Below are 24,137 nucleotides of genomic sequence, written 5' to 3'. Positions count from 1 at the left end.
ATATGCTAAAATGGTTTTTAAAATCTTATTAAATACTTTAAGTGAAAATGTTTTCTGTTAAATAAAATAAATAAGTAAAAAAGCTAAAAAGGAGTCTTTGTCCGTCAACAGTTCCTGTAAGTATAATTTATTGTACATATTGTGCCCCAAATAACAAATAATTAACCTTACTTATTCTAAATGAAAAGAAAACTTCTCAATTTTATTGTGCTGAGTTTGCTATGCATAAGTTCTGCATTTGCTCAAAATACAACAATAAAAGGTAAAGTAACAGGAAAAGGAGATGGTCTTCCGATTCCGGGAGTATCTGTGAAAGTTAAAGGAAAAACGACAGGTGCCCAAACAGATGGAAATGGTGCTTATGCAATAGGCCCGGTTACTCCATCAGATGTGATTGTGTTTTCAGCAATTGGCTATACTACAACAGAACAAACAGTTGGATCAAAAGCTGTTATCAATGCTTTATTGAGCGAAGATGCGCAGGCGTTAAGTGAAGTGGTAATTAACGTTGCTTACGGAACTTCAAAAAAAGAAGCAATTACTGGTTCAGTAGCACAGATTAGCAAAAAAGAGCTTGAATTAAGACCGTTAACTAATGTTAACAGCGCTTTATCCGGAGCTTCTGCTGGTGTTATGTCTAGTTCAGGAAGTGGACAACCAGGTGCTTCAGGATCTATTCGTATCCGTGGTTTTGGATCGATTAACGCTTCAAATACTCCATTATATGTAGTAGATGGCGCCCCATATGATGGTGATCTTTCGAATCTGAACGTGAATGATATTCAGAATATTTCAATCTTAAAAGATGCTTCTGCATCTGCTTTGTACGGATCACGTGCAGCAAATGGGGTCGTTATTGTAACTACTATTAAAGGTAGAAAAGGTAATGATCAGTTAGGATTAAACATTACTCAAGGTATAAGTTCAAGAGGTATTCCTGAATATGACAGAGTTGATGCAGCTCAGTATTATCCTTTAGCATGGCAGGCTTATAAAAATAACCTGGTATATCCGCAAAGTGGAAAAGGGCTGACTGATGTGGAAGCGAGAGCGAAAGCATCTTCATCAATTAAAGGTGCATTAGGATACAATCCTTTCAATGTTGCTGACAATGCAATTGTGGGTACTGATGGATTGCTAAACCCAAATGCAAAACTTTTATATGACGATTTTGATTGGGCAAAACCATTGATCCGTGTTGGTAAAAGAACTGATGCAAACCTAAACTATAGTGGTGCTTCTGAAAAATCAGATTACTTCATGTCATTGGGTTACCTTGATGATAAAGGATATGTTGAACGTTCAGATTACAACAGGATTACTGGCCGGGTAAGTGTCAATGCAAATCCATTAACCTGGTTTAAAACAGGTTTAAATGTTTCTGGAAACTTGACTAAATCGAACATAGCGAGCGGTATGACTTTGAACTCTCAAGGAACTACTGGTGGAACAAGTTATAATAACGTGTTCTATTTTGCACGTAACATTGGCCCGATTTATCCTGTATATATGCACGATGCTTCAGGTGCTTTTATGACTGATAAGAATGGTGATAAGATCTTTGATCCAGGAGCGCTTCGCCCAGCTGGCGCAAGCAGTGGAAGACATGTTGTACAAGAAACTCTTTTAAATCAGGAATTAACTAAAATAAACTCATTGAGTGCAAGGACTTTTGGAGAGGTTACCTTCTTAAAAGACTTTAAATTCACTCAAAAACTGAATGTAGACGTTTCAGAATACAGTGCAAATTCTTACGATAACAGGTTTATTGGTGATGGCGCACCTAGTGGCAGATCATCTAACAGTGGTTCGACAACAACTTCATTTACTTCAACTCAGATTTTAAATTACAACAAAACTGTTGAGAAGAGTAATTTTGATTTTCTTGCTGGTCATGAAACTTACCAGTATACTTATAACTACAGAACAGGTTCAAGAAATGGACAGGTTTTAGATGGAAATACTGAGCTGATCAACTTTACAACAACCAGTGATCTGAATGCTTATAAAAATGTTTACAACCTGGAATCTTACTTCACACAGTTAAATTATAACTATGATGGTAAGTATTTCATGAACGGGTCTTTTAGGCGTGACGGTTCTTCTAAATTCTCCTCACAATCAAGATGGGGTAACTTCTTCTCAGTTGGAGCTTCGTGGTTAATTACTGCTGAAGACTTTATGAAAAGTACACCTTGGGTAGATTACCTTAAATTGCGTACTTCATACGGTTCTGTTGGTAATGATAGATTACTTGACGCTAATGGAAACGATATTTATTATAACTACAAATCATATTACAACCTGAACTATAACAATAACAAAGAAGGTGGATTAGCTTTAAATACTTTAGCAACACCTGATTTGAAATGGGAAACTAACTATTCTACTGATATTGCATTGGAGTATGGTTTGTTTAAAAACAGGTTACGTGGTACAATTGAAGTATTTGACAGAAGATCAAATAATTTATTATTTAATGTTCCACTTCCAGTTTCTAATGGTGTTCCAACTATTGCAAGAAACATTGGAAGTATGTATAACAAAGGTATCGAGTTTGAAATTGGCGGAGACATCATCAAAAGAAAAAGCTTCCAGTGGACTGCTAATATCAACATGACGGCTGTTAAAAACAGCATTACGAAATTACCAGAAGAAACACCAACAATCATTGATGGCGTTACAAAATTACAAGTTGGTCAATCAAGGTATGATTTCTGGTTAAGAAAATGGGGTGGTGTAGATCCGGCAGATGGTGTTTCACTGTATGTAAGAGATAAAAATATCCCTGTAGGTAATGCTGCACAAAGCAGGACTATTAATGGCGTAGATTATACTACAAATCCTAACAATGCTGAATATGGTTATGCTGGAACTGCTATTCCAAAACTTGCAGGTAGCATTACCAACTCATTTACTTATAAAGATTTCCAATTCTCTTTCCTGGTGAACTACCAGATTGGTGGTAAAGTTTATGATTCCGCTTATGCAGGTTTAATGACTTACAGCAGATATGGTGGGGCGTTACATGTTGATGCTTTAAATGCCTGGAAAAATTCTGGAGATGTTACTGATGTGCCTCGTTTGGATGTTGGTCAGTCAGCTTTCAATAATGCAGCTTCAGATCGTTGGTTAATTAATGCCTCTTACATTGCTTTCAGATCTGCTACGCTTTCTTATAATTTGCCAAAGGCTTTAGTTGCCAAAGCAGACCTTAAAAATGCGAGAGTATATGTTGGTGGAGAGAACTTATTCTTATTGTCCAAACGTAAAGGTTTAGATCCAAGTTATTCTTATAATGGAACTACATCAGCTGGTTATTCACCAACACGTACTATTACTTTGGGACTAAATGTTGCATTTTAATTAAATTATACTGATGAAAACTATAAAATATAAATTCCTTCCTTTTTTATTGATTGCACTGACCTTTGCATCATGTAAAAAGTCTTTTTTGGAAACAAATCCTACTGATAAAGCGGATGATGCTACTGTATTTAAAACTACAGATAACGCAATGGCTGCTTTAAACGGTATTCACCGTATGTTGTACAAACAATTCGACGATAACAACCAGGATCAAGGTGGAGAGTCAGGTATGAAAATCAACCTGGACATGCTTGGGGAAGATGTGGTAATGACCACAGCTGGTAATGGCTGGTACAATAATATGTACAAATGGATTGACCATAGAAATGCTTCCAGCATCAATGATAAATACGCGTATAAATTTTATTATACGATTATTGCAAATGCAAATCAGATCATTGCGAAAGTAAATGGAGCTGAAGGTGAGCAGGCAGCTAAAGATGCAATTATGGCCGAAGCATTAACCTACAGAGCATGGGCACATTTCCTGTTAGTGCAAATTTATTCTAAGCGTTATGATGCAGCTGGAAATAATACACAGCCAGGCGTGCCTATCGTATTGGCTACTGATGTAACTGCAAAACCAAGAGGTACGGTTGAAGGTGTTTATACGCAGATTAACACAGATATCGATGCAGCTATTGTCCTTTTTGCTAAAACATCAGTAAGAGCAAATAAAAGCCACTTTGATTTAAGAGTAGCAAAAGGTATCAAAGCAAGAGTTGCATTAACGCAAGGTTTGTGGACTGTTGCGGCTGCAAATGCTGTGGAAGCAAGAGCTGCAAGCAGCTTAATGACTAATGATGAATATAAAAGCGGCTTTAATAATTCTGCGAATCAAGAGTGGATTTGGGGAAGCAAGCAAGTGGAAGATCAGTCTTCTGATTTCTCTTCTTTCTTTGCTTATATGTCTTCGAATTTTAACTCTTCTAACGTTAGAACAAATCCTAAAGCGATTAACAAATTATTGTATGATAAAATCGCTGCCACTGATGTAAGAAAAACATTATGGGATCCAACAGGTGCAGACAAGACTTTTCTTGTTCCACCAAGCGGAGCAAGAAAACCATATATGAACAGAAAGTTCATGGTAGCAGGAGTGACAAGTATAGGTGATGTGGCGCATATGCGTACTGCTGAAATGTACCTGATCGAAGCAGAAGCGTTAGCCAGAACTGGACAGCATAGTCTTGCACAGGCGGCTCTTTATAAGCTGGCTGTAAACAGAGATCCTAATTATGTATTGTCAACCAATACTGGTGATGCGCTGATCAATGAGATCTTAATTCAGCGTCGTGTTGAATTATGGGGTGAAGGATTCCGTTTTACGGATCTTAAACGTCTGAATTCTGCATTGGACAGAAGTAATTCTAACCATACAAATGAATTGGCAACAACCTTAGGTGAGGCTGCGGGTGATCCAAAATGGCAATGGGTAATTCCACAATCTGAGATCAACGCAAATCCAGCGATTGGGCCAGGTGGACAGAATCCATAGTAAGATTTAAAGAATGATTAAGAGGCTATTCCCCAAAAGAATAGCCTCTTTTTTTGAGAAAAATTTAATAGTGCGTTTTCAGAATTGCAGCAAGTTCCTTCAGCGTTTTGTTTTTTGTGGATACTTTTGCAGGGCTCAATCTTCCCCTATCGTGTTTTTTGAGCTCTTGCTGAGCAGATTTGGCTCGTTCTATATAAAGTTTGTTGTTTTTCTGGAAATAGGATAAGGACGGTTTTTATCGATTATTTCTTCAAATAATCATTTAGCTTCTCAGTAATCATTAATACCTTAGCAACATGTCGTCGCACCATATAGTCAGAGAAAAACAGGAGCCAGCCTTATATATTCACAATCTGGGCAATTTTGATGAGGAATACTTAGGACAAATCCTGGAATGGAGTCCTACTTTAATAGTCAACAGCGCTATTTATGAGAAAGTTATCAGCCTGGGATTAAAAGTAGATGTGATTCTGAATGCTGCCGGAGAACTCGCCCCACAGGAGAACACAAAGTCTATTATGGGCCCAGGCGATGAATATAATACCGTGCTGAACTATTTGATTTCAGAGAAATATGCTGCAGTGAATATTATTGATGAACAGAAAGCACTGTCAGATCTGGCTTTTTACTTGCCTAAGATTAATATTGTTTTATTCAGTGCAACCGAGAAGTCTTATGCGGTCAAAACTGGATTTAGTGTTTGGAAACCCGCAGGAAGTCTGTTTCTGATTGATATAGTTTCTTATTTCGAAGCGACTAACCTGATGCAAAAAGACGAAAGGGAATTTGAGGTTGTGAAAGATGGTTTTGTGGAATTCACTTTTGCTACGGAATATGTATTCTTAACAGAAAAAATATGATTACACTAAGAAAAGCAAAAGAAGAGGATCTGGCAATCATCCAGTATATAGGAACCTCTACCTACGGTCCAACTTATGGTCATATTCTTGAGCAGGTACAGATTGATTATATGCTTGATGAGTTTTACAGTATTACTGCCCTAACGAAACAGCTGATGGAAGGCCATACTTTTTTGATTGCACAGGATGGCGATCAGGACCTGGCTTTTATGTCTTATTCAACTACAACACATCAACAACATATTGTGGCCAAATTGCATAAGCTGTATGTTTTACCTGAGGCGCATGGAAAAGGCCTGGGTAAGCTCTTAATGAATGAAGTAAGAAATAAGGCTATAGAAGCAGGTGCAGATAGCCTGGAATTAAATGTAAACCGTTATAATAATGCAAAAGACTTCTACGAAAAGATAGGTTTTGTGGTTAAAGAAACCGTCGACATTGAAATTGGCAACGGTTTCTTTATGAATGATTATGTGATGGCACTGCCACTAACACCTTTAAAAAGTGTTTAATTAGTTAATTTAGGTATTCTGGTTGGCGTGTCAGTTCCTTTTACAATGGTAATTGCGCTTTTAGCAATTGCTTTAATTGTAGAAAGGATGTTTTCAGTATCCAGCGTGCTGTACTCATCTTTAACTGTATGATAAAGTTTATCAATATCTATCTGATCAGTGCTGATGGTATGTGCTGGTACACCAAGTGCAGCCAGTGTTGCATTATCACTTCTGTAAAATAAATTCTGCTGTAAATAAGGATCAGGATGGAAAGTAAAGGCAGATCCTTCCAGGTTTTTCTGTAAGATCTTTCCAAAATCAGATTTATCATAACCTGTGATAAAAGCCGTGTTCTTACCAAATTTGCTTTCTTTACCGATCATCTCAATGTTAAACATCGCAACCACCTCATCGGGATTCAACTGCTCAGAGAAATATTTTGCCCCATAACCGCCAATTTCTTCTGCTGTAAAAGCAACAAAAATAAGCGTACGCTCATTGTTATTCAGTTTCTTATAGTATTTGGCAAGCGCAATCATAGCTGTGGTACCAGAAGCATCATCATCTGCACCATTTGCAATACTGTCCTGATCTGCCGAAGGAATAATACCCAGGTGATCGTAGTGTCCCGAGAATACGACCAGTTCTCTGGCTTTTGATTTTCCGGGAATAATTCCGGCAACGTTAAACAACGGTAGTTTGTTCGCCTTGTTTTTCAAGGATACTGTAAAGTTTTTTACAGTAGTATCAGAAGATAATACGAGGACTAAAGCAAATTTGTTGACCTCATGTATCATCTTTTCGTCAATAATTGCTGCTTTTGAAAGATAAGCCTTTAACTCATTAAATTCCTTTGTGAATTTCGGGTCTACCAATACCAGTTTCGTTTTTTTATTGCGGACTAAAAGTCTGTACTGCTCTCTGAAGGTTTTTGAAGAGTCAAGTCTTGCCCATCCATCTCCGCCGGTATTATCGAAATTCAATGTTTCACTGGTATTTCCCGAAACTGCAAAGTTAGCAGGGGCAATAGCTTTCCCATCAATTGATACTTCAGCTGAGGCAGGTTTAAGCTCGTACTTGTAAAAAGTTTGTCTATAGCCTGTTGCACCTTTAAGTGGCTGTAAGCCTATTTTTTTAAATTCACCTTCAATAAAAGTAGCTGCTTTATCAATTCCAGGGCTAAACGTTGCTCTTCCCTGCATGTCATCACTACTCAGGGTTTTGATCATATTGTCTACATATTCTTTAGTAATAATTTTATCAATATCCTGGGCTGAAGCCGTTCGGGCGATAAAAAGTAAGATCAATGGGTAATAAAAGTATTTCATCATAATTTAGTTAATAGTTCTTTTTCTCTTGCAATAGTAGTCGCTACCCGGGTCTCATGTACGCCATCGGTCACTTCGATTTCAAAGTCTCTGTCCTTTTCAGAGGTATGGATCTGGCTGGTCTCCAGATTTTCTACAGACCTGTCATACGGGCCTCTTGAACTCATCATTTTTACAAATACCGGCAGGCATTCAAAAAAGATGAAGAGTAAACCGATAAACGTGACTGCTAAGGCAGTTGTCGTATCACGGGTGCCATCTGTATTGAAACTCAACTGGCCCAATGCCCAGTTACGATCTGCAAAACCGGCAAGACTTGTCAGGCTGTCTAATTGTTTACCTGTATAAAGCCTTTCTGACAACAGACCGTCAAACTGCTTTCGTCCATCTACAAACTGCTCCATCCTCCGGACATCCGAATTCAGGGAATCCAGATTTTGCTGCCTTTGTTTGAGTTCTTCTTCTTTCCGCTTTGCATAAGGCCCATAACCCATCACCCCTGAGGTCTCAGTCGTTTTGGTTCCGAACACTTCAAAGTTAAGTTTTTGCCGGTCTGATTTGATACCGTTCTCTAAAGAATCTCTGTGAGCTTTGGATTCATTTAATTTGTTCAGCTCGATTGTGTATTTATTGGTAAAAGCTTTATTTAGCGTGTCAATCTTTGAACGCTGGTTATTCAGGTAACTTACTTTAAGACGCTCTTTAATCTCCTTATCAAAGATTTTGAGCTCTAAGGGGCGTGAAATGACCATACCGATCATAATCGCCAATAATATACGAGGCGTTGCTTGTAGAATTTGCTGAGTTGAAGTAGAGTTCTTGTTGATGCTGGATACAATATAACGGTCCATATTAAAAATGGCAAGTCCCCACAGGACACCGAAAAATATGGCGAAAAGCGCGGCAGCAGTGTCGCCTTTAAAAACAAAGTACATGGCATATCCACCAGACAAAGCAGCGAATAAACCAGTGAAAAAGATAGTTGCGCCGATACCAACATATTTATTATGTTCGGTAGGGTGCTTCTCTAATGTAGGCTGGTGTACACCAGAACAAAACCAAAAGAAACGTGACAGGGCATCCATAATAACAAAGTTAAGAAAGAATACTATTAAACGCCCGGCATTCTTAGTTGTTACAAGCTATAGGTTAAAACCATAAATTTTGACTTGCATTTAGCAGATAAGTTGTTGATAAACTTTATATTTGACCATTATTCGTGGATCATAAACTATCCATTTAAAGCTTTGAAGATGAAAGAAATTAGCGTAGAAGAATTAAAACAAAAAATAGATAACAAGGAAGATTTTCAACTGATTGATGTAAGAGAAACTTTCGAATACGATACTTCAAACCTTAATGGCGAGAATATTCCTTTGGGAGGCATTCTGATTGAAGTAGAGAAAATTGCAACCGATAAGCCCGTAATTATGCAATGCAGAAGTGGTAAACGCAGTGCAGCGGCAGTAATGCAATTGGAGCAATTGCATGGTTTTACAAACCTTTACAACTTAAAAGGCGGTATCCTTGCATGGCAGGCTGCATTTGATCCTAGCATGCCAGTTTATTAAGATGAAGAAGCAAATTGCATTAAATACTTTTTATACCCTGGGTATTGTGATTTCTGTAATCGGCCTTAAATGGGCTTTCCAGAACGCAAATTATCCTGTTGTTGCCTTGTTAATTGCTACAGGTTTATTTTTCATTTACCTGAAGATTAAGATCGTCAAAGAAGTGAGAGCTGGTATCAAGGAAAAACAAAATATCGTGAATAATTCTTCTGCTGTTAAGGAAGAAACAAATTAGCAGAAAGACCTTTCAGCCCTAAACCTGGAAGGTCTTTTAAGATGTACTTGCCCTGGTGCATGGCAGGGGATTCAAATGGATTATTTTTAGTTAGAAAAGGACCATCCAGATCTACCCAATCACATAACGGAGCTAAAGCCAGACCGGCCTGAGTAGCGATAGAAGTTTCACTCATACACCCGATCATTACTTTCATCCCATAAGACCGGGCTTTTAAAATCATCTGGTTGGCTTCATACATTCCGCCACTTTTCATTAATTTAACGTTTATACCATGATAAGCCCCCTTAATGTGGTCAATATCACTTAATCTTTGTACGGCTTCATCAGCAAGGATTGGAATTGGACTACGCCCTGTTAACCAGGCATTTCCTTCGATATTTGTCTTGTTCATTGGTTGTTCAATCAGTACGGCTCCCTGGTCATGTAACCAATAGATCAGGTCTATGGCCATTTTCCGGTCAGTCCATCCCTGATTAGCATCTATATAAAGTGGTAAATTACTTACACTTCTGATCGCGTTGATCAGCTCTTTATCGTGGCCAGATCCTAGTTTGACTTTGAGTACTTTAAACCCTTTTGCCTCAGCAACCTTTTCTTTAATCAATTCTGGTGCAGCAATTCCTATCGTGAAAGAGGTAACGGGCATTTTCAGCGGATCAGCATTGTAAAGCTCAAAACATGGCTTTTGCAGCATCTTTCCATTGATGTCATTTAATGCAATGTCTATAGCAGCCTTTATAGCTGGATTACCAGCGTCAATACTATCGAGGTAGGCCATAAACTCTCCAAAGTTAAAAGGATGCTTAAAACGTGTCCAATCTACCTTTTGCAGAAATTCCGTTGCAGAACTATAGCTTTCACCTAAATAAGGAACCATGGAAGCTTCGCCATAACCGTCAATATTTTCATAAGTAAGCTTTAGTAGCAATAAAGGAGTACTTGTTCTGGTGAAGCCAGCAATAGTGAAAGGATGTTTAAGTTCCAGGTTGAAAGAAATATGAACTGCTTGCATGTGTTTTAAAAGCTTTTGGTAATATCAAAGTTAAAAAATGGGAGCCTCGCCGAATGTAAAAATAATATCCCTAATATTGCGCTTAATATGACTAACACAATCTATCAGCCATTTAAAAACTTCGACTTTAAGTTCAAAAACTGCTTTTTGAGCGGAGATACTTTTGATGCCCCTGTGATACAGACCAATGTATTGCCTGCATGGTTATTGGAAGTTGCAAATTTTAGCGGTGATGAACAGATTAAGTTGCTGGATGAGTCTATCAGGTCCTATAATACATTGAAAATACCTGTAAGTGAAGAGGTATTGCTTAATTTTATTGGCCCGCTGGAAGATAAAATAGCGGCAGCATTTGCCCAAGGATTTGCCGGCGTTTCAAAGCTGGAAGAAATGGACTTGTTTAAATGGATTGGTAAATTTCTTTACAGCCTGATCTATATCGAGATGAATGCTGCGGTAAACTTGCAGCAACTCAGCGATGATGGATTAAATATGTCACAAGGGCTGATGCACAAATTTGGCAATTTGCAGACCATGATCCAGAGTATTTACCGGAGTGTAATACTGGAAGATTTTACGCCATGGTCTTTTGTGATTGTACCCTTGGAGCAGGATGATATTCCTTTCAGCTTCAGGGATGAGATCAATACCCTTACTTTCTCTTTAAAACTTAAAGATTTTGGTATTATTGCCTGTTTGCAGGATAATGGGACCAATAAAAGATATCATCAGGAGATCCTGGATCAGATTGCAGGCCAGTGCTTAACAGACCAGCAGTTTGAAGAATTGTGTGCCAGGTTCTTTTACTCTGCCTATTTGTTCAACCGTTTGCCAGAATATACAATTATGCCTGTTGAGGGATCAATCTATATTGATGCCATGCCTTTACGGGGGACAACCAACAAACCATTATTTGACGTTTGGCAGCATAAAATTTATGCGCAGGTTTTAGAGACCGTCTGGAAACCCTGGGGAAATCTGCTGATGGAAATCAGAAAAGACCCTATGGCCCCTACAAGCTACTTCAATCCACCGTCCCTGCCAGCTACGGATTAACCTCCGAAACGGGCAGTAATGGTTTCGATAAAATGAGGAACAATACCAGGTACAACTAATATCGTAATGATGATACCAGTAATTGCGCCGAATAAATGTGCATCATGGTTAATATTATCTCTGGAACTTTTTGACATATAGTAAGAGTAAACCAGGTATAATACACCAAATAATGCTGCCCAGATAGGTACTGGTAATGGAAATATCATTAATGTATTCAGTGGATAAAACAGGATATAACTGAACAATACTGCAGAAATTGCTCCCGATGCGCCCAGGCTATGGTAATGATAATCATCTTTATGTTTGATGACAGAAGGAATATCGCTTAAAATTAAACCCACAAAATAGATCAGACCAAATCTCAGGCTTCCTATTGTAGCTTCTAATGAGAAAGCAAAGAAATAGAAAGTAAACATGTTAAAGGCCAGGTGCATCCAGCTCCCGTGTATTAAGCCACTCGTTAATAAGGTATAGACATTACTTCTGCGGTACACACTATAGGGATGAAGCATAAACTTTCCAAACAGGGAACTGTCATTAAAGGCATAAATGCTCGTCGCCAGTGTGAAAATAAAAATGAGAGAAGCGACTGGTGTGTTGATCAGGTATTCTTGTATCATAATATATTCGTATCGGATTATAAATTATTGCAATCTAGCAATTGGATAGCGTAAATGTGTTTTTTCGTAATAATTTGAATTTTGATATACAAATTCAAGTTGTGCTGAAGGATTCTGTGCAAATGTACTATCTTTTAATTTCTTTTGATTCAGCTTGATTTTAAGCTCAGGATCATCTTTTAATAGCCCGGCAGCTGTATCTTCAAAAACATAGGCAGAGTAATGTTCTTTCTGATCCAGTACAGAATCGAAAAAATTCCAGTTAAAGAAAGAATCGGTAGCCTGTGGTTCCAGGGTTTCCATAATGTACCTGTTTTGCGGCTGATCTACATAAACCAGGTAATCTCCTTTATAGAATTTTAAGGTTTGTTTCTTCGTAACGAGTTGAACGTTATTGTGAATGTAATGCCCTTCATAAGGTCTGGACGCTGTTTTATAATCCCCGATATAATAAACATCAACGGCAAGGTCCTTATCTTCCTCAAGCTCCTCTACCTTCACCCCATTTAATTTCAGTAAGCCAATTACTTTATCCCATGCTTTTGGAATGACGTAGGCTACCGGTTTTTCTACGCTAAGTTGTGGTTCAAACTTATTCCAGTATTTGATCTTTTTTGTATAGGGATCATTTCTATCATAATAGAGCCTGTCAGCGCCACTTACGGCACTGGGCTTATATTTTGCAGCAAATCCTTTAAAAGTAATCAGCTCGTAAGTAGTCTCATTTAGTTTCCAGCTCAATGGAAATTCTTTTTGTATGGAAGCAGCCTCATCAGCTTTACGCTTGTTCTCCCCAATGATCTTTGCATCTCTGCTCACTAAATCAACGTAAGTCTGAAGTAATTGATAAGTGGATTCAACTCTCTTCTGATAAGCCTTTAACATATGTGTTTCTGGCATAAAGCCAATACTGTTATGTAAAGCTGCGTAACCGGTTGAATAACGGGGCGTTTCCAGGAAACCTGTGATCCCAGCATCTGGTGTGTTCTCTACCGAATTGATATACGGAATGAGTTCGTATCCTTTTTTCTTCATTCCTGCATATAAAGCAGGAACCATAGTCGTGGTCAGGTAATCTGCTAAAATAGAGTTCAGTTTATCTTTTTGTGTAGGAATAAGTGTCATGGTATACTGATAATCGGCGCCATTGCTGGTATGCGTATCTACAAAGATTTCTGGCTGCCAGGTATTGAATATTTCCTGAAAAGCAGCTGAGTTTTTGGAGTCAGTTTTAATAAAGTCCCTGTTCAGATCATAGTTTTTACTGTTTCCTCTGAATCCATAAGCTTCCGGCCCATTCTGATTTGCTCTTGAGGTACTGCTGCGGTTGAATGATCCGTCTATATTGTAAACCGGAATAATACAGATCACAACATTAGCTGGTAAATGGTTGTCTTTTAGTAAATCCCTGGCCAGCATCATTGAAGCATCTATACCTTCAGGTTCACCAGGGTGGATTCCATTATTAATTAATAATATTCTTTGATTATTTTTCCTGAGTTCAACAGGATTAAAGACCTTGTTTTTTGACAAGACCAGTAAGTGAAGCGGTTTTCCAAAATCAGTAGTTCCATAAGTAAGGAGTTTAGCTTGTGGAGATACTTTAGCCAGTTGTTTATAATAAGCAATTGCCTGTTCATAGGTAGCTGTTTGATTTTTATTACTAAGCTCGTAAGGCGTTTGCTGTGCAAATGTTTCCATCGTTAGCAGAATTAAAGACAGTAAAAGATATTTCATTGATACGAATTTATAAAAGTACGCTACATTTCTTCAGACTAAAAGCGTCTGAATGTTTTCTTATACAGCCCCATTTTTCCGAAACTGTATTTGAATCCAATAGTATAAAAACTATAGATATCAGGTTTTCCGGATTTACGGGTTAAAGATGAGTTGTCATAACCGTCCAGCCCTTCTCCAAGGGTCACATTACTCTGGCAATTAACATTCAGTGTGTATCTGTAAAAGCCCTCCTGATCCGGGAAAAAGAAATTAATACCCAGGTTCAGTGGAAAGTAAACGTCTTTAGAACCATCCTGTCCAGGATATGGATGGTCAGGGTTATTTACGTTTATGCGTCTGATCCCTTTCATCTTATTCTGAATAATCCCCAGGCCGCTTCCAAAATACAGGCCTCTGAGCTTGCCGGATAAGCCATTATAGTCAAAATCTATAAATTGTCCTAAAGATATTTTTCCATTGACAGACACCGCCTGGTAGCCATTGATGAACTGCCTGTCGTCTGGAGTCGCGTTGATGTCCCCTCCATTGATTTCACCTTTTTGAAGTTCCAGGCCAATACTAAGGTAAGGAGTGAATAAATAATCAAGCGTAGCATAGCCAGCCAGGCCGAAGTCATGTTTTTTGAGATCTGCGAAAGACTGCGTAATACCAGCGCCAGCACCAATAGAAAACTTGTAGAAATTTGATTGTGCAAAAGACGAAAACGCTAATGCTAAAAATAAGGTTGAAATAAGTATCCTTTTCAAGTTATGCTGATTGTTTATAGATAAAATATCATCTTTGGTTATCTTTGGCCTTTTAAGAAACTGTTTGAATATATTTAAAACAGCTTTTGAATTTTACTGAATAAGAAGGCTTTTACTTTTTTTTAAAATTATGCTAAAATATCATAACACAGGTAATTCTTTACAAAATAGATTTACTGAATACGTAAAAATAGACACACAGTCTGATCCTGAGTCTGCAAGCATTCCTTCAACCGAAAAACAGAAGAATCTTGGTAAAGTATTGGTTGCTCAATTGTTGGAGCTGGGAATAACAGATGCACACCTGGATGAGTATGGCTATGTATATGCAACTATTCCTTCCAATACGACTAAAAATGTTCCTGTAATTTGTTTCTGTTCGCATATGGATACTTCTCCTGATTGCAGCGGATATGGTGTGAAACCGATTATTCATACTAATTACCAGGGGCAGGACCTTGTGCTTCCTGATGACAATTCGGTGGTTTTGAGGATGAGCGAGCATAAAGATCTGAAAGATCAGATTGGCAATGATATCATAACCGCAAGCGGTACGACCTTATTGGGTGCTGATAACAAAGCTGGTCTGGCAGAAATTATGGAAGCCGCAGCCTTTTTGATGCAGCATCCGGAGCATAAACATGGTAAAATAAGAATACTTTTTACGCCTGATGAAGAGATTGGAAGAGGTGTAGATAAAGCAGACCTTAAAAAGCTAGGTGCTGACTTCGCTTATACTATTGATGGAGAAACCTGCGGTTCTATTGAAGATGAGACTTTTTCTGCTGATGGAGCAGTTTTGACTATACATGGTATTAGTTCTCATCCGGGTTTTGCGAGAGGCAAGATGGAAAGTGCGGTCAAGATTCTGAGTGATATTATCAGTGCCTTACCAAAAGATACCCTGACGCCAGAAGCGACTTCGAAAAAGGAAGGATTTTTACACCCGGTTACGATGCAGGGAAATGTAGAACAGGCAGAAGCACATTTTATTATCCGTGATTTTGATGATGCTTTGTTAGCTGAACATGGCCGCACGCTGGAAACTATTGTTAAACAAGTTATTGCTGCCTATCCGAATGCTACTTATACACTAAAAATAAAGGAACAATACCGCAATATGAAAAAGGTACTGGACCAGCATCCACAAGTATTGGAATATGGCGTTCTGGCAATTGAACGTGTAGGTATTCCAGTTAAAAGACAAAGTATCAGAGGTGGAACAGACGGTTCAAGGTTATCATTAATGGGCTTACCTTGTCCTAACGTTTTTGCAGGCGAACACGCTTTCCATGGCAAGCAGGAATGGGCTTCCGTACAAGACATGGAAAAAGCGGTGGAAACTATTATCAATATTGCGCTGATCTGGGAAGAAAAGAGTAACTAAATTATTTCAGATACATTGCTGCTAAAAGCTCGTAAGAACGGATGCGCTCTTCGAAACCTTCGGTGATCGTGACAGCCATCAGCTCGTTTACCTTGTAATCAGCCAGTAATGTATCTATTTTTTCTTTCAGTACATCCGGGGTCCCGATTAACATCCTTTGCCTGTTATGGTCTATTCTTTCCTGTTCGGCAGCATTATAATTCACATGTTTAATGTCGTTGTAGGCAATTGGATATAATTTGCCTCCTTTTTCAAGCTGAAGATATCTATAGTCCATTACGGCTTGCTGACGGAAGATTATTTCTTCATTTTCCGAACAAAAAACACCTATACTTACATTTACTTCTGGCGCTGTCTTATCAATTGATGGCTGAAAACGGTCGCGATAAATCTGAACAGCTTCAGGGCCGCCTAAAGGATTAATAAAATGGGCAAAAGACATTCCCATACCGAAATGTGCAGCAAATAAACCACTCTGGCCACTCGAACTTAGTAACCACATTGATGGTACAGTTGCTGCTTGTGGAATAGCGATAATCTTTTCTTGTATTGTGCCAGGTTCTCCGGAATCATGCAGATAATTTCTGAGGTCATTCAGCTGTTCCAAAAAATCCTGCTCCCTCCACTGGTTAGACGGATTAAGTACGCTGGCAGTAATCCGGTCTGTACCCGGGGCTCTGCCTAGTCCAAGATCAATCCTCCCTGGGAAAAGGACTTCGAGCATACGAAAGTTCTCTGCCACCTTTAAGGCACTATGGTTAGGGAGCATAACCCCTCCCGATCCCAATTTTATATTTTCAGTCTGGCCCGCCAGATGTGTAATCAGGATTTCGGGGGTTGAGCCAGCTAATGCAGTTGTATTGTGATGCTCAGAAACCCAGAAACGGGTATAACCGAGATTGTCCGCTATTTTTGCGAGCTCAACAGTCTCCTGTATTGCTTGTTGTGCAGAAACACCTTTTCTAACAGGTGACTGGTCGAGAACGCTTAATTGAATGGAAGAATTACTCATATTGACAAATTGTATTACAAAAATACAATGTCTGTTTCTGGCAAATGAGTTTCTGAATTATTGTGACTTCCAGATTATTGAGTGACCCTCATTTCTGCAAGATACTGATCCTGGCCATCATCAAATAGCAAGTGACATTCCCAGCCACATTCTTTAGCGATTTGTTTCAGGAGCTGTGGATCAAGATACAGCCAGTTGAACCATTCTCCTTTTTGATCTTTGTATTCGTATTGATAAGCGATCTCCCCGTGATATTTACCGGCAGGCTTCTCCATATCTTCATATAAGTAAGAGATATCCGAAGTATCAAATAATAGTTGTCCGTCTTCGTTTAATAAGGATTTTGCATGTTTAAGGAATGTTTTGAAACCGTCAATGGTACCTGTCAATCCGATACCGTTCATCAGGAACAATAAAGTATCAAACTTCTCTCCCTGATAACTGAAAATATCTCCCTCAACGGCATTCTTTACGCCTCTGGTTTTCATGATTTCTACCGCAATAGGTGAAATGTCCAATGCGATCACATCAAAGCCGCGTGCTTGCAGAATAAGCGCATGACTGCCAGCTCCTCCGCCAACATCAAGTACCCTGCCTTCACAAAGATCCATTGCTTCCAGTTCTATGTCAGGCATTTCTTCTTCTGTACGGAAAAAGATGTCAACTGGCATCTCCTCAGGTTCATCATAAGAATTATGCAGCAATAACGTTGCCGCGGTACCATTTGTAAACTGATCTTGTAAAGCATTTCCGAAAACGTCCATCGGGGCAAAGGTATTAAATTATTTTTTTGAAGCTTAAAGATTGGTATGCTTCTACTCACAAGGTTAAGCCGAATTAGTCCCCAAAAAATTCAATATCATAATTGTTATTGATGAAATAAGTTAACAGACCTCTGAATTCCAGGATGTCCGTGGTCTTTGCTTTGTCCTGATTTAAGTTTGTCTTTTTGACATAATCATCTATAATTTTAATCATTGTTTGCTGACCGCCTACCGTCAGTCTGGTATCGTCATATTGGTTAATCGAAATACCTGTCCAATGCTTATATGCTGTAAATATATCGTTCAGATTTTTGAATTTAATATCATCAATTCCGAATAAATGATCGTGATTGTCGAGCCTGTGAATGTCTAATGCCATAAAAGCCTATTTTTTTTGAAGGACAGCGTCTTCTGCTCCCTGAGCGTTACTGTCTTTATATTCCAGTCTCGTTTTCGGCAGGCTGTCCGGATAATTAGCTCTGATAAAAGCAATCATCTCTTCACGGACATAACAGCGCAGATCAAATGCCTGAGAGGAATTGCGGGCACTCATTAAAAAACGAACTTCTACCGTATTTTCTTTATTGTCTGTGAGCTGTACCACATTAACTCTTTTATCCCATAAAGGATGATCGATCAGTAGCCTGGTTAATTCATCCCTTAATGGTGGAATAGGAATTGTATAATCGAGATATAGAAAGACAGTGCCCAGTAATTGTGCGGAGACCCTTGTCCAGTTCTGAAAAGGTTTTTCAATAAAATAAGTGATTGGTAGAATCAGGCGCCGCTGATCCCAGATATTAACCACGACGTAGGTGAGTGTAATTTCTTCTACCCGGCCCCATTCTCCTTCAACAATCAAAACATCGTCGATCCGTATAGGCTGCGTAAAAGCGATCTGGAAACCTGCAAGTAAATTACCCAGTGATTTTTGAGCGGCGAAACCTATAATAATACCACCAATACCTACGCCTGTTAATAAACCTGTGCCAATTTTGCGCATACTTTCAAAACTCAGCAGGATAATAGAAACAGTAACGACTATAATCAAGGAAACTACAAATTTTCGTATAAATTGCAACTGCGTCCTGATCTTCCTTTCCTTTAGGTTATCTTCTTTATTGAGATCGTATTTGTGGTAAAAATAATCTTCCAGTACTTTAATAATCCGGATAAGCACTAAAGCAAAAGTAATAGTCAGGGATATTTCTATAATTCTGCTCAATTGAGCCATGATGGATTTATTCATCACCATCAAACTCAGTGATATATTCAGGAATAATAGCGGGATGAACAGACCGACAGGGCCATTCAAGTGTTTAATGATCGACTGAATTTCAAATGTTGCCCAGAATCTTGCAAAAAACTTAAAAACTTTCCGAATGATTATTGTCAATATAGCGCCCAATGCACAACTGAATACTGCAATAATTATATTTTGCAGGAATTGCGGTACGGGGTAGCCAAAAAAATCATTTAAATGCTCCATGCAGGTTCAGTCTCGCAATCAAACACCCGGTGGTATTCAGGAATCACCACCTGTTTAAATCCATGCTCATTTAGTCTTTTTGCAAAATGCTGCTGAACAGGATACTCTCCGTGTACCAGGAAAAGCTGTTTAACCAGCGCTGGATCCTGAGAAGAAAGGAACTGAAGCAAATCTTCATAATCGCCATGTGCACTCATGGAGCGTATAGAACGAACTTCGGCAACAACATCAAGGTTCTCTCTGAATAAATAGACTTGTTTATCACCAGCCATTAGTCTGCCAGCCAGTGAACCAGGAGAAGCATAACCGACCATTAAAATTGTGTTTTTCTGATCACCGATCGTATTGCGTATATGATGTCTTACCCTTCCTCCTTCGGCCATACCAGAAGCAGAAATGATTACACAAGGCCTGTTGTCATTGTTGAGTGCTTTGGATTCTGCTACACTTTCGATGAATTTCAGTCCTTTGAAGCTAAATGGGTCTTCATCAGTTTTCATGACTTCTTTAACCCCATTGTTATAAACTTCCGGATGGTTCTTTAAAACTTCAGTAGCCTGAATAGATAAAGGACTATCTACGTAAACAGGTACAGCTGGTAATTGGTGCTTAAGTTCAAGATTGTTCAGTGCATATAACAATTCCTGCGTTCTGCCTACACTAAATGCAGGAATAACCACCTTGCCTCTTTTTTCTATACAAGTATGCTGTATAATTTCACGCAGCATGTTTTCTATAGGTTCAAGATCCTTATGTAAAGAGTCTCCATAAGTAGATTCCATGATAATATAGTCTGCCTGCGAAAAAATCTGAGGGCTTTTGAGTATCAGGTCTCCATAACGGCCAACATCTCCGCTAAAAGTGAGGCGGGTCGATTTACCTTCTTCCCTGATCGTCAGGTGTACTGCAGCACTGCCAACAATATGTCCTGCATCTGTGAAACACACAGTGACTTCCGGGCAGATGTCAAAACTAGCATCGTAGTCAATAATTTTGAACTGACTTAAGGTTTGAATTACGTCTTCTTCTGTATAAAGCGCTTCTTCCACTTCTTCGTTCTGAGGTCTTTTCCTGTTTGCATATTCCGCATCCTGTTCCTGAATTTTTGCAGAATCCATTAAAAGGATCCTGGCCAGGTCCATCGTTGCTGGTGTACAAAATATTTTTCCTTTAAATCCTTCTGCGACTAAGCGTGGCAACAGACCGCAATGGTCAATGTGCGCATGCGAAAGAATCATGTAAGTAACCTTTGAAGGCTCAAATCCAAAATAGCTATTTAGCTTTTCTGTTGATTCGCCCATGCCCTGGAACATGCCGCAATCTAATAGTATTTGAGTCTGGTTTGTTAAAGTAATCAGGTGTTTACTACCAGTAACGGCGCGCGCAGCACCATGGAAAGCGATTTTCATCGGTTATAGTTAGGTGTAATAGTCAGTAATGGCACCGGTAAGCATCCGGTGCCATCTATAAAGTTAAAAGAGTATTAAGCTCTTACTTTTGCAATTTTGTCTTTTACAGTGTCAGATACATCAGAGATTTTGTCTTTAGAAGCATCCAGTAAGTCACAGAACCAGTCTGTAACTTTATCTTTTACGTCATCGCTTTTGTCTGAAGATAAGATTAAAGCTACCGCAGCACCAAGGGCAGCTCCTGCCAATATACCTGCAACTATTTTCGTTTCTTTTGTCATAATAAATGTCTTTTTGTAGTAGTGTAACAATATGCGAATAAAAAGGTTCTTAAATTTATATAATAAACGCTGTTTTTTGAAAAAATTGATACATGCTTAGAACTTTATCTTATCTGAACCTGATTTTTGCAGTCCTTTATTTTTTGACGTATCTGTTGAATGGTAACCGCTGGGTTGTATCCGGCTTGCTGATTGTCATTGTCTTTAACTGGATGGTTTTACGGAATATGGAAACTGAGCAAACCAAATGGTCTGCTTTGCAGTGGTTGGCGGGGTTTGTAACCTTGCTGTATGCTTCCTATATGGGTTACAGCGCTGTTTTGTTGTTGATTGATACAATCAGTTATCATTATTATCCTGCTGAAACGATTGTGCTGATCCTTTCGGGCATATTATTCTCATTTATGATCTTTTTGCAGCTTTTAACAAGTTTGTATAAAAAAACATGTAAATAATTTGATTAACTATTTGAAAATTACACATATTAATCTATCTTTGCAGTCCCTAAATCCTAGGGAGAAAAAATAATTGTTTAACAAATTAAATACAAGCAAGTGAATACGTTAAGTTACAAAACTGTCTCTGCCAATGCTAAAACTGTTAACAAACAGTGGGTTGTTGTTGATGCACAAGGCGAGATTTTGGGGCGCTTGTCATCGAAGATCGCAATGATCATCCGTGGTAAAAACAAGCCTGAGTACACCCCACACGTAGACTGCGGCGATAATGTGATCGTTATCAATGCGGACAAGATTAAGTTGACCGGAAACAAAATGAACGACAAACAGTACGTTTCATATACTGGATATCCAGGTGGTCAGCGTTTCATCTCTCCAAAAGAGTTATTGGCGAAACATCCTACACGTGTAGTAGAAAAAGCAGTTCGTGGTATGTTACCTAAAACAAAATTAGGTGCGAAATTATACACAAACCTTTTTGTTTATGCAGGTACTGAGCATCCTCATGCAGCACAATCACCAAAAACCATTACACTTTAATTAAAGGAAGAAAGAAATGTCAGTTACTAACACTTCAGGAAGAAGAAAAACTGCTGTTGCGCGAATCTACATGCAAGAGGGCAACGGTACAATTACTGTTAACAGTAAAGATCACAAAGTATATTTCCCTACATTACCTTTACAATATATTGTAAACCAAAGTTTTGAAGTTTCAGAACTTATCGGTCAATATGACGTAAAAGTAAACGTAGCAGGAGGTGGTATTAAAGGCCAGGCAGAAGCTGTTCGTTTAGCTATCGCTAAAGCTATTGTTGAAATAGATGCTGAGAAAAAACCGGCATTACGTGCTAAAGGGTTAATGACCCGTGATATGCGTATGGTTGAACGTAAGAAACCAGGTCGCAAGAAAGCTCGTAAAAAGTTCCAATTCAGTAAACGTTAATCTCAAGGAGGACAAAGACAATGGCAAGAACAACATATCAAGACTTATTGGATGCAGGTGTACATTTTGGTCACCTTACCCGCAAATGGAATCCGAAAATGGCACCATATATTTTTATGGAACGCAATGGGATTCACATTATAGATTTAAACAAAACTTTAACTAAAACTGAAGAAGCTGCTTCAGCGATCAAACAGATCGTAAAATCAGGTCGTAAGATCTTATTTGTAGCGACTAAGAAACAAGCTAAAGAAATCGTTGCTGATCAAGCAAGAAAAGTAAACATGCCTTTCGTAACTGAGCGTTGGTTAGGTGGTATGTTAACTAACTTTCAAACTGTACGTAAGTCAATCAAAAAGATGTCTAACATCGATAAAATGACTAAAGATGGTACTTACTCTATTCTTTCTAAGAAAGAGCGTTTGATGATCCAGCGTGAGCGTATCAAATTGGAAAGCTTATTAGGTGGTATCGCGGATTTAAACCGTTTACCGGCTGCTATCTTTTTAATTGACGTTAAAAAAGAGCATATCGCTGTTAGTGAGGCGTTGAAATTAAACATTCCAACTTTCGCAATGGTTGATACTAACTCTGATCCTTCTAACATCGATTTCCCTATTCCAGCGAATGATGATGCAACTAAATCTATCTCTTTGATTACTGATGTTATCATCAAAGCAATTGAAGAAGGTTTAGACGAGCGTAAACGTGAAAAAGATGATGAAGCTGAAAAAGAAGCTGTAGCTGCTAAAACTGCTGCTGATGCTCCTGAAACTGCTGCACCTGGCGCTAGAAGAGCAAGAAAAGAAAATGCTGAAACCGAAGAAGGTACAAGCGAAGCATAAATAATATATTTTTGGGTTGTATGTTGTGCGTTGCGGGTTCTTACTTACAACATACAATGTACAACCCATAATTTTTTAGATAAAAACTTAAAAAAGAAAATAAAATGTCAGTACAAATTTCTGCAGCAGATGTAAACAAATTACGCCAACAAACCGGTGCCGGTATGATGGATTGCAAAAAAGCATTAATAGAGGCCAATGGCGATTTCGAAGCTGCGGTTGATTACTTACGTAAAAAAGGAGCTAAAGTTGCAGCAAGCCGTCAGGATCGTGATTCTAACGAAGGTGTTGTAATCGCAAAAGCTACAGCTGACGGAAAACGTGGTGTTGTGGTTGAGTTAAACTGCGAAACAGATTTCGTAGCTAAAAATGCTGATTTCATTGCTTTAGCAAATAAATTCACTGATTTAGCGGTTGAGAAAAACCCAGCTACTTTAGAAGAATTATTAGCGCTTGAAGTTGATGGTCAAAAAGTTTCTGACATCATCGTTGAAAACACTGGTAAAATTGGAGAGAAAATTGGTATCTCTAAATTTGAAACAGTATCAGGCGAAAAAGTTGTCCCTTACATCCACAGTAACTACCGTTTAGGTGTTTTGGTTGCTTTAAACCAAGTTGTTGCTGGTGCTGACGAAGCTGGAAAAGATGTAGCTATGCAAATTGCTGCAATGAACCCGGTTGCTTTAGATAAAGCAGATGTAGACACACACACTATCGAGCGTGAAATGGAAATTGCTAAAGAGCAAATCCGTGCAGAAGGTAAACCAGAAGAAATGGTTGAGAAAATTGCTGCTGGTAAACTGAACAAGTTTTACAAAGACAGTACTTTATTAAACCAGGAATTTGTTAAGGATTCTTCTAAAGACGTTCGTAAATTTTTAAATGACACAGCTAACGGTTTAACTGTTACTGCATTTAAACGTGTTCAATTAGGATCATAGTTCCTTCAATGATAAATTAAAAGGTCCCTTATTTTAAGGGACTTTTTTTTTGCCCTGTATTTTTTGCTCATCT

Annotated in this window: 25 protein-coding genes; 13 read left to right on the top strand and 12 right to left on the bottom strand. The window is 38.5% G+C overall.

Annotated elements, in window-relative coordinates:
- Positions 1–180 precede the first annotated feature (180 nt).
- The 4 genes from AY601_RS19930 (at position 181) to AY601_RS19915 (ending at position 6,239) form a co-directional block, all read left to right on the top strand.
- Complete coding sequence (locus tag AY601_RS19930; protein WP_068404379.1) at positions 181–3,366, top strand: SusC/RagA family TonB-linked outer membrane protein; 3,186 nt, start codon at positions 181–183, stop codon at positions 3,364–3,366.
- A gap of 13 nt (positions 3,367–3,379) precedes the next feature.
- Positions 3,380–4,867, top strand: coding sequence for a RagB/SusD family nutrient uptake outer membrane protein (locus tag AY601_RS19925; protein ID WP_068404377.1), 1,488 nt, complete (start codon positions 3,380–3,382; stop codon positions 4,865–4,867).
- Positions 4,868–5,163: 296 nt separating this feature from the next.
- Positions 5,164–5,727 (top strand): thiamine pyrophosphokinase, encoded by a 564-nt coding sequence (locus AY601_RS19920; protein ID WP_068404375.1) that lies wholly within the window; start codon positions 5,164–5,166, stop codon positions 5,725–5,727.
- A complete protein-coding gene (locus tag AY601_RS19915) occupies positions 5,724–6,239 on the top strand; it encodes a GNAT family N-acetyltransferase (RefSeq protein WP_068404373.1) in 516 nt (171 codons plus the stop codon). Before AY601_RS19920 ends, AY601_RS19915 begins: the two co-directional genes overlap by 4 nt.
- On the opposite strand, the gene AY601_RS19910 is transcribed toward AY601_RS19915, so the two are convergent.
- The gene (locus tag AY601_RS19910) at positions 6,236–7,552 is read right to left on the bottom strand and encodes a M20/M25/M40 family metallo-hydrolase (protein ID WP_068404371.1); all 1,317 of its coding nucleotides are present in this window, start codon (positions 7,550–7,552) and stop codon (positions 6,236–6,238) included. The genes AY601_RS19915 and AY601_RS19910 overlap by 4 nt on opposite strands.
- A complete protein-coding gene (locus AY601_RS19905; RefSeq protein WP_068404369.1) occupies positions 7,549–8,634 on the bottom strand; it encodes a DUF4407 domain-containing protein in 1,086 nt (361 codons plus the stop codon). The genes AY601_RS19910 and AY601_RS19905 overlap by 4 nt, the downstream gene beginning before the upstream one ends.
- A 168-nt stretch (positions 8,635–8,802) precedes the next feature.
- Here AY601_RS19905 and AY601_RS19900 point away from each other — a divergent pair, with 168 nt between their 5' ends.
- Positions 8,803–9,120 carry a rhodanese-like domain-containing protein gene (locus AY601_RS19900; RefSeq protein WP_068404367.1) on the top strand — a complete coding sequence of 106 codons (318 nt, stop codon included), beginning with the start codon at positions 8,803–8,805 and terminating at the stop codon, positions 9,118–9,120.
- 1 nt (position 9,121) lies between these two features.
- On the top strand, positions 9,122–9,355 hold the full coding sequence (locus tag AY601_RS19895) for a DUF6358 family protein (RefSeq protein ID WP_068404365.1): 234 nt from the start codon (positions 9,122–9,124) through the stop codon (positions 9,353–9,355).
- On the opposite strand, the gene AY601_RS19890 is transcribed toward AY601_RS19895, so the two are convergent.
- Positions 9,336–10,370 (bottom strand): dipeptide epimerase, encoded by a 1,035-nt coding sequence (locus tag AY601_RS19890; RefSeq protein ID WP_068404363.1) that lies wholly within the window; start codon positions 10,368–10,370, stop codon positions 9,336–9,338. The genes AY601_RS19895 and AY601_RS19890 overlap by 20 nt on opposite strands.
- A gap of 87 nt (positions 10,371–10,457) precedes the next feature.
- Here AY601_RS19890 and AY601_RS19885 point away from each other — a divergent pair, with 87 nt between their 5' ends.
- Entirely contained in the window at positions 10,458–11,426 is a 969-nt protein-coding gene (locus AY601_RS19885) for a hypothetical protein (RefSeq protein ID WP_068404360.1), read from the top strand.
- On the opposite strand, the gene AY601_RS19880 is transcribed toward AY601_RS19885, so the two are convergent.
- From AY601_RS19880 to AY601_RS19870, 3 genes are read right to left on the bottom strand one after another with little or no spacing between them, the layout of a single operon-like run.
- Positions 11,423–12,049 carry a rhomboid family intramembrane serine protease gene (locus tag AY601_RS19880; RefSeq protein WP_068404358.1) on the bottom strand — a complete coding sequence of 209 codons (627 nt, stop codon included), beginning with the start codon at positions 12,047–12,049 and terminating at the stop codon, positions 11,423–11,425. The two genes, AY601_RS19885 and AY601_RS19880, sit on opposite strands and share 4 nt — an antisense overlap.
- A gap of 24 nt (positions 12,050–12,073) precedes the next feature.
- On the bottom strand, positions 12,074–13,786 hold the full coding sequence (locus tag AY601_RS19875) for a M14 family metallopeptidase (RefSeq protein ID WP_068404356.1): 1,713 nt from the start codon (positions 13,784–13,786) through the stop codon (positions 12,074–12,076).
- Positions 13,787–13,824: 38 nt separating this feature from the next.
- Complete coding sequence (locus tag AY601_RS19870) at positions 13,825–14,535, bottom strand: outer membrane beta-barrel protein (protein WP_068404354.1); 711 nt, start codon at positions 14,533–14,535, stop codon at positions 13,825–13,827.
- Between the two features lie 130 nt (positions 14,536–14,665).
- On the opposite strand from AY601_RS19870, the gene pepT reads away from it, so the two are divergent.
- Positions 14,666–15,922, top strand: coding sequence for a peptidase T (gene pepT, locus AY601_RS19865; protein ID WP_068404353.1), 1,257 nt, complete (start codon positions 14,666–14,668; stop codon positions 15,920–15,922).
- A gap of 1 nt (position 15,923) precedes the next feature.
- On the opposite strand, the gene AY601_RS19860 is transcribed toward pepT, so the two are convergent.
- From AY601_RS19860 to AY601_RS19835, 6 genes are all read right to left on the bottom strand, one after another.
- Positions 15,924–16,934, bottom strand: coding sequence for an LLM class flavin-dependent oxidoreductase (locus tag AY601_RS19860; RefSeq protein WP_068404351.1), 1,011 nt, complete (start codon positions 16,932–16,934; stop codon positions 15,924–15,926).
- Between the two features lie 74 nt (positions 16,935–17,008).
- Complete coding sequence (locus AY601_RS19855; protein ID WP_068404349.1) at positions 17,009–17,698, bottom strand: class I SAM-dependent methyltransferase; 690 nt, start codon at positions 17,696–17,698, stop codon at positions 17,009–17,011.
- 73 nt (positions 17,699–17,771) lie between these two features.
- On the bottom strand, positions 17,772–18,077 hold the full coding sequence (locus tag AY601_RS19850; RefSeq protein ID WP_068404347.1) for a hypothetical protein: 306 nt from the start codon (positions 18,075–18,077) through the stop codon (positions 17,772–17,774).
- 6 nt (positions 18,078–18,083) lie between these two features.
- Entirely contained in the window at positions 18,084–19,187 is a 1,104-nt protein-coding gene (locus AY601_RS19845) for a mechanosensitive ion channel family protein (protein WP_068404345.1), read from the bottom strand.
- Positions 19,175–20,596 carry an MBL fold metallo-hydrolase RNA specificity domain-containing protein gene (locus AY601_RS19840; RefSeq protein ID WP_068404343.1) on the bottom strand — a complete coding sequence of 474 codons (1,422 nt, stop codon included), beginning with the start codon at positions 20,594–20,596 and terminating at the stop codon, positions 19,175–19,177. The genes AY601_RS19845 and AY601_RS19840 overlap by 13 nt, the downstream gene beginning before the upstream one ends.
- A gap of 74 nt (positions 20,597–20,670) precedes the next feature.
- Positions 20,671–20,877: a YtxH domain-containing protein gene (locus AY601_RS19835; protein WP_068404340.1), complete on the bottom strand. Its 207-nt coding sequence runs from the start codon at positions 20,875–20,877 to the stop codon at positions 20,671–20,673.
- A 92-nt stretch (positions 20,878–20,969) separates the two neighbouring features.
- On the opposite strand from AY601_RS19835, the gene AY601_RS19830 reads away from it, so the two are divergent.
- The 5 genes from AY601_RS19830 to tsf all read left to right on the top strand — a co-directional run bounded on the left by AY601_RS19830 (position 20,970) and on the right by tsf (position 24,064).
- Positions 20,970–21,332 carry a hypothetical protein gene (locus AY601_RS19830; RefSeq protein WP_068404338.1) on the top strand — a complete coding sequence of 121 codons (363 nt, stop codon included), beginning with the start codon at positions 20,970–20,972 and terminating at the stop codon, positions 21,330–21,332.
- Positions 21,333–21,431: 99 nt separating this feature from the next.
- On the top strand, positions 21,432–21,875 hold the full coding sequence (gene rplM, locus AY601_RS19825) for a 50S ribosomal protein L13 (protein WP_068404336.1): 444 nt from the start codon (positions 21,432–21,434) through the stop codon (positions 21,873–21,875).
- A gap of 16 nt (positions 21,876–21,891) precedes the next feature.
- Positions 21,892–22,278, top strand: coding sequence for a 30S ribosomal protein S9 (gene rpsI / locus AY601_RS19820; protein ID WP_068404334.1), 387 nt, complete (start codon positions 21,892–21,894; stop codon positions 22,276–22,278).
- 20 nt (positions 22,279–22,298) lie between these two features.
- Complete coding sequence (rpsB, locus tag AY601_RS19815; RefSeq protein ID WP_068404332.1) at positions 22,299–23,123, top strand: 30S ribosomal protein S2; 825 nt, start codon at positions 22,299–22,301, stop codon at positions 23,121–23,123.
- 104 nt (positions 23,124–23,227) lie between these two features.
- On the top strand, positions 23,228–24,064 hold the full coding sequence (tsf, locus tag AY601_RS19810; RefSeq protein WP_068404330.1) for a translation elongation factor Ts: 837 nt from the start codon (positions 23,228–23,230) through the stop codon (positions 24,062–24,064).
- Positions 24,065–24,137: the final 73 nt, after the last annotated feature.

Source organism: Pedobacter cryoconitis (assembly GCF_001590605.1).
Lineage (GTDB): Bacteria > Bacteroidota > Bacteroidia > Sphingobacteriales > Sphingobacteriaceae > Pedobacter > Pedobacter cryoconitis_A.
The sequence above is the reverse complement of the archived record's forward strand: the minus strand, read 5'-3'. Positions and strand labels throughout refer to the sequence as shown.

What these genes read in the sequence shown, in the direction of transcription:
- AY601_RS19930 (WP_068404379.1), top strand. Translation starts at nt 181, where the DNA reads ATGAAAAGAAAACTTCTCAATTTTATTGTGCTGAGTTTGCTATGCATA.
- AY601_RS19925 (WP_068404377.1), top strand. Translation starts at nt 3,380, where the DNA reads ATGAAAACTATAAAATATAAATTCCTTCCTTTTTTATTGATTGCACTG.
- AY601_RS19920 (WP_068404375.1), top strand. Translation starts at nt 5,164, where the DNA reads ATGTCGTCGCACCATATAGTCAGAGAAAAACAGGAGCCAGCCTTATAT.
- AY601_RS19915 (WP_068404373.1), top strand. Translation starts at nt 5,724, where the DNA reads ATGATTACACTAAGAAAAGCAAAAGAAGAGGATCTGGCAATCATCCAG.
- AY601_RS19910 (WP_068404371.1), bottom strand. Translation starts at nt 7,552, where the DNA reads ATGATGAAATACTTTTATTACCCATTGATCTTACTTTTTATCGCCCGA.
- AY601_RS19905 (WP_068404369.1), bottom strand. Translation starts at nt 8,634, where the DNA reads ATGGATGCCCTGTCACGTTTCTTTTGGTTTTGTTCTGGTGTACACCAG.
- AY601_RS19900 (WP_068404367.1), top strand. Translation starts at nt 8,803, where the DNA reads ATGAAAGAAATTAGCGTAGAAGAATTAAAACAAAAAATAGATAACAAG.
- AY601_RS19895 (WP_068404365.1), top strand. Translation starts at nt 9,122, where the DNA reads ATGAAGAAGCAAATTGCATTAAATACTTTTTATACCCTGGGTATTGTG.
- AY601_RS19890 (WP_068404363.1), bottom strand. Translation starts at nt 10,370, where the DNA reads ATGCAAGCAGTTCATATTTCTTTCAACCTGGAACTTAAACATCCTTTC.
- AY601_RS19885 (WP_068404360.1), top strand. Translation starts at nt 10,458, where the DNA reads ATGACTAACACAATCTATCAGCCATTTAAAAACTTCGACTTTAAGTTC.
- AY601_RS19880 (WP_068404358.1), bottom strand. Translation starts at nt 12,049, where the DNA reads ATGATACAAGAATACCTGATCAACACACCAGTCGCTTCTCTCATTTTT.
- AY601_RS19875 (WP_068404356.1), bottom strand. Translation starts at nt 13,786, where the DNA reads ATGAAATATCTTTTACTGTCTTTAATTCTGCTAACGATGGAAACATTT.
- pepT (WP_068404353.1), top strand. Translation starts at nt 14,666, where the DNA reads ATGCTAAAATATCATAACACAGGTAATTCTTTACAAAATAGATTTACT.
- AY601_RS19860 (WP_068404351.1), bottom strand. Translation starts at nt 16,934, where the DNA reads ATGAGTAATTCTTCCATTCAATTAAGCGTTCTCGACCAGTCACCTGTT.
- AY601_RS19855 (WP_068404349.1), bottom strand. Translation starts at nt 17,698, where the DNA reads ATGGACGTTTTCGGAAATGCTTTACAAGATCAGTTTACAAATGGTACC.
- AY601_RS19850 (WP_068404347.1), bottom strand. Translation starts at nt 18,077, where the DNA reads ATGGCATTAGACATTCACAGGCTCGACAATCACGATCATTTATTCGGA.
- AY601_RS19845 (WP_068404345.1), bottom strand. Translation starts at nt 19,187, where the DNA reads ATGGAGCATTTAAATGATTTTTTTGGCTACCCCGTACCGCAATTCCTG.
- AY601_RS19840 (WP_068404343.1), bottom strand. Translation starts at nt 20,596, where the DNA reads ATGAAAATCGCTTTCCATGGTGCTGCGCGCGCCGTTACTGGTAGTAAA.
- AY601_RS19835 (WP_068404340.1), bottom strand. Translation starts at nt 20,877, where the DNA reads ATGACAAAAGAAACGAAAATAGTTGCAGGTATATTGGCAGGAGCTGCC.
- AY601_RS19830 (WP_068404338.1), top strand. Translation starts at nt 20,970, where the DNA reads ATGCTTAGAACTTTATCTTATCTGAACCTGATTTTTGCAGTCCTTTAT.
- rpsI (WP_068404334.1), top strand. Translation starts at nt 21,892, where the DNA reads ATGTCAGTTACTAACACTTCAGGAAGAAGAAAAACTGCTGTTGCGCGA.
- rpsB (WP_068404332.1), top strand. Translation starts at nt 22,299, where the DNA reads ATGGCAAGAACAACATATCAAGACTTATTGGATGCAGGTGTACATTTT.
- tsf (WP_068404330.1), top strand. Translation starts at nt 23,228, where the DNA reads ATGTCAGTACAAATTTCTGCAGCAGATGTAAACAAATTACGCCAACAA.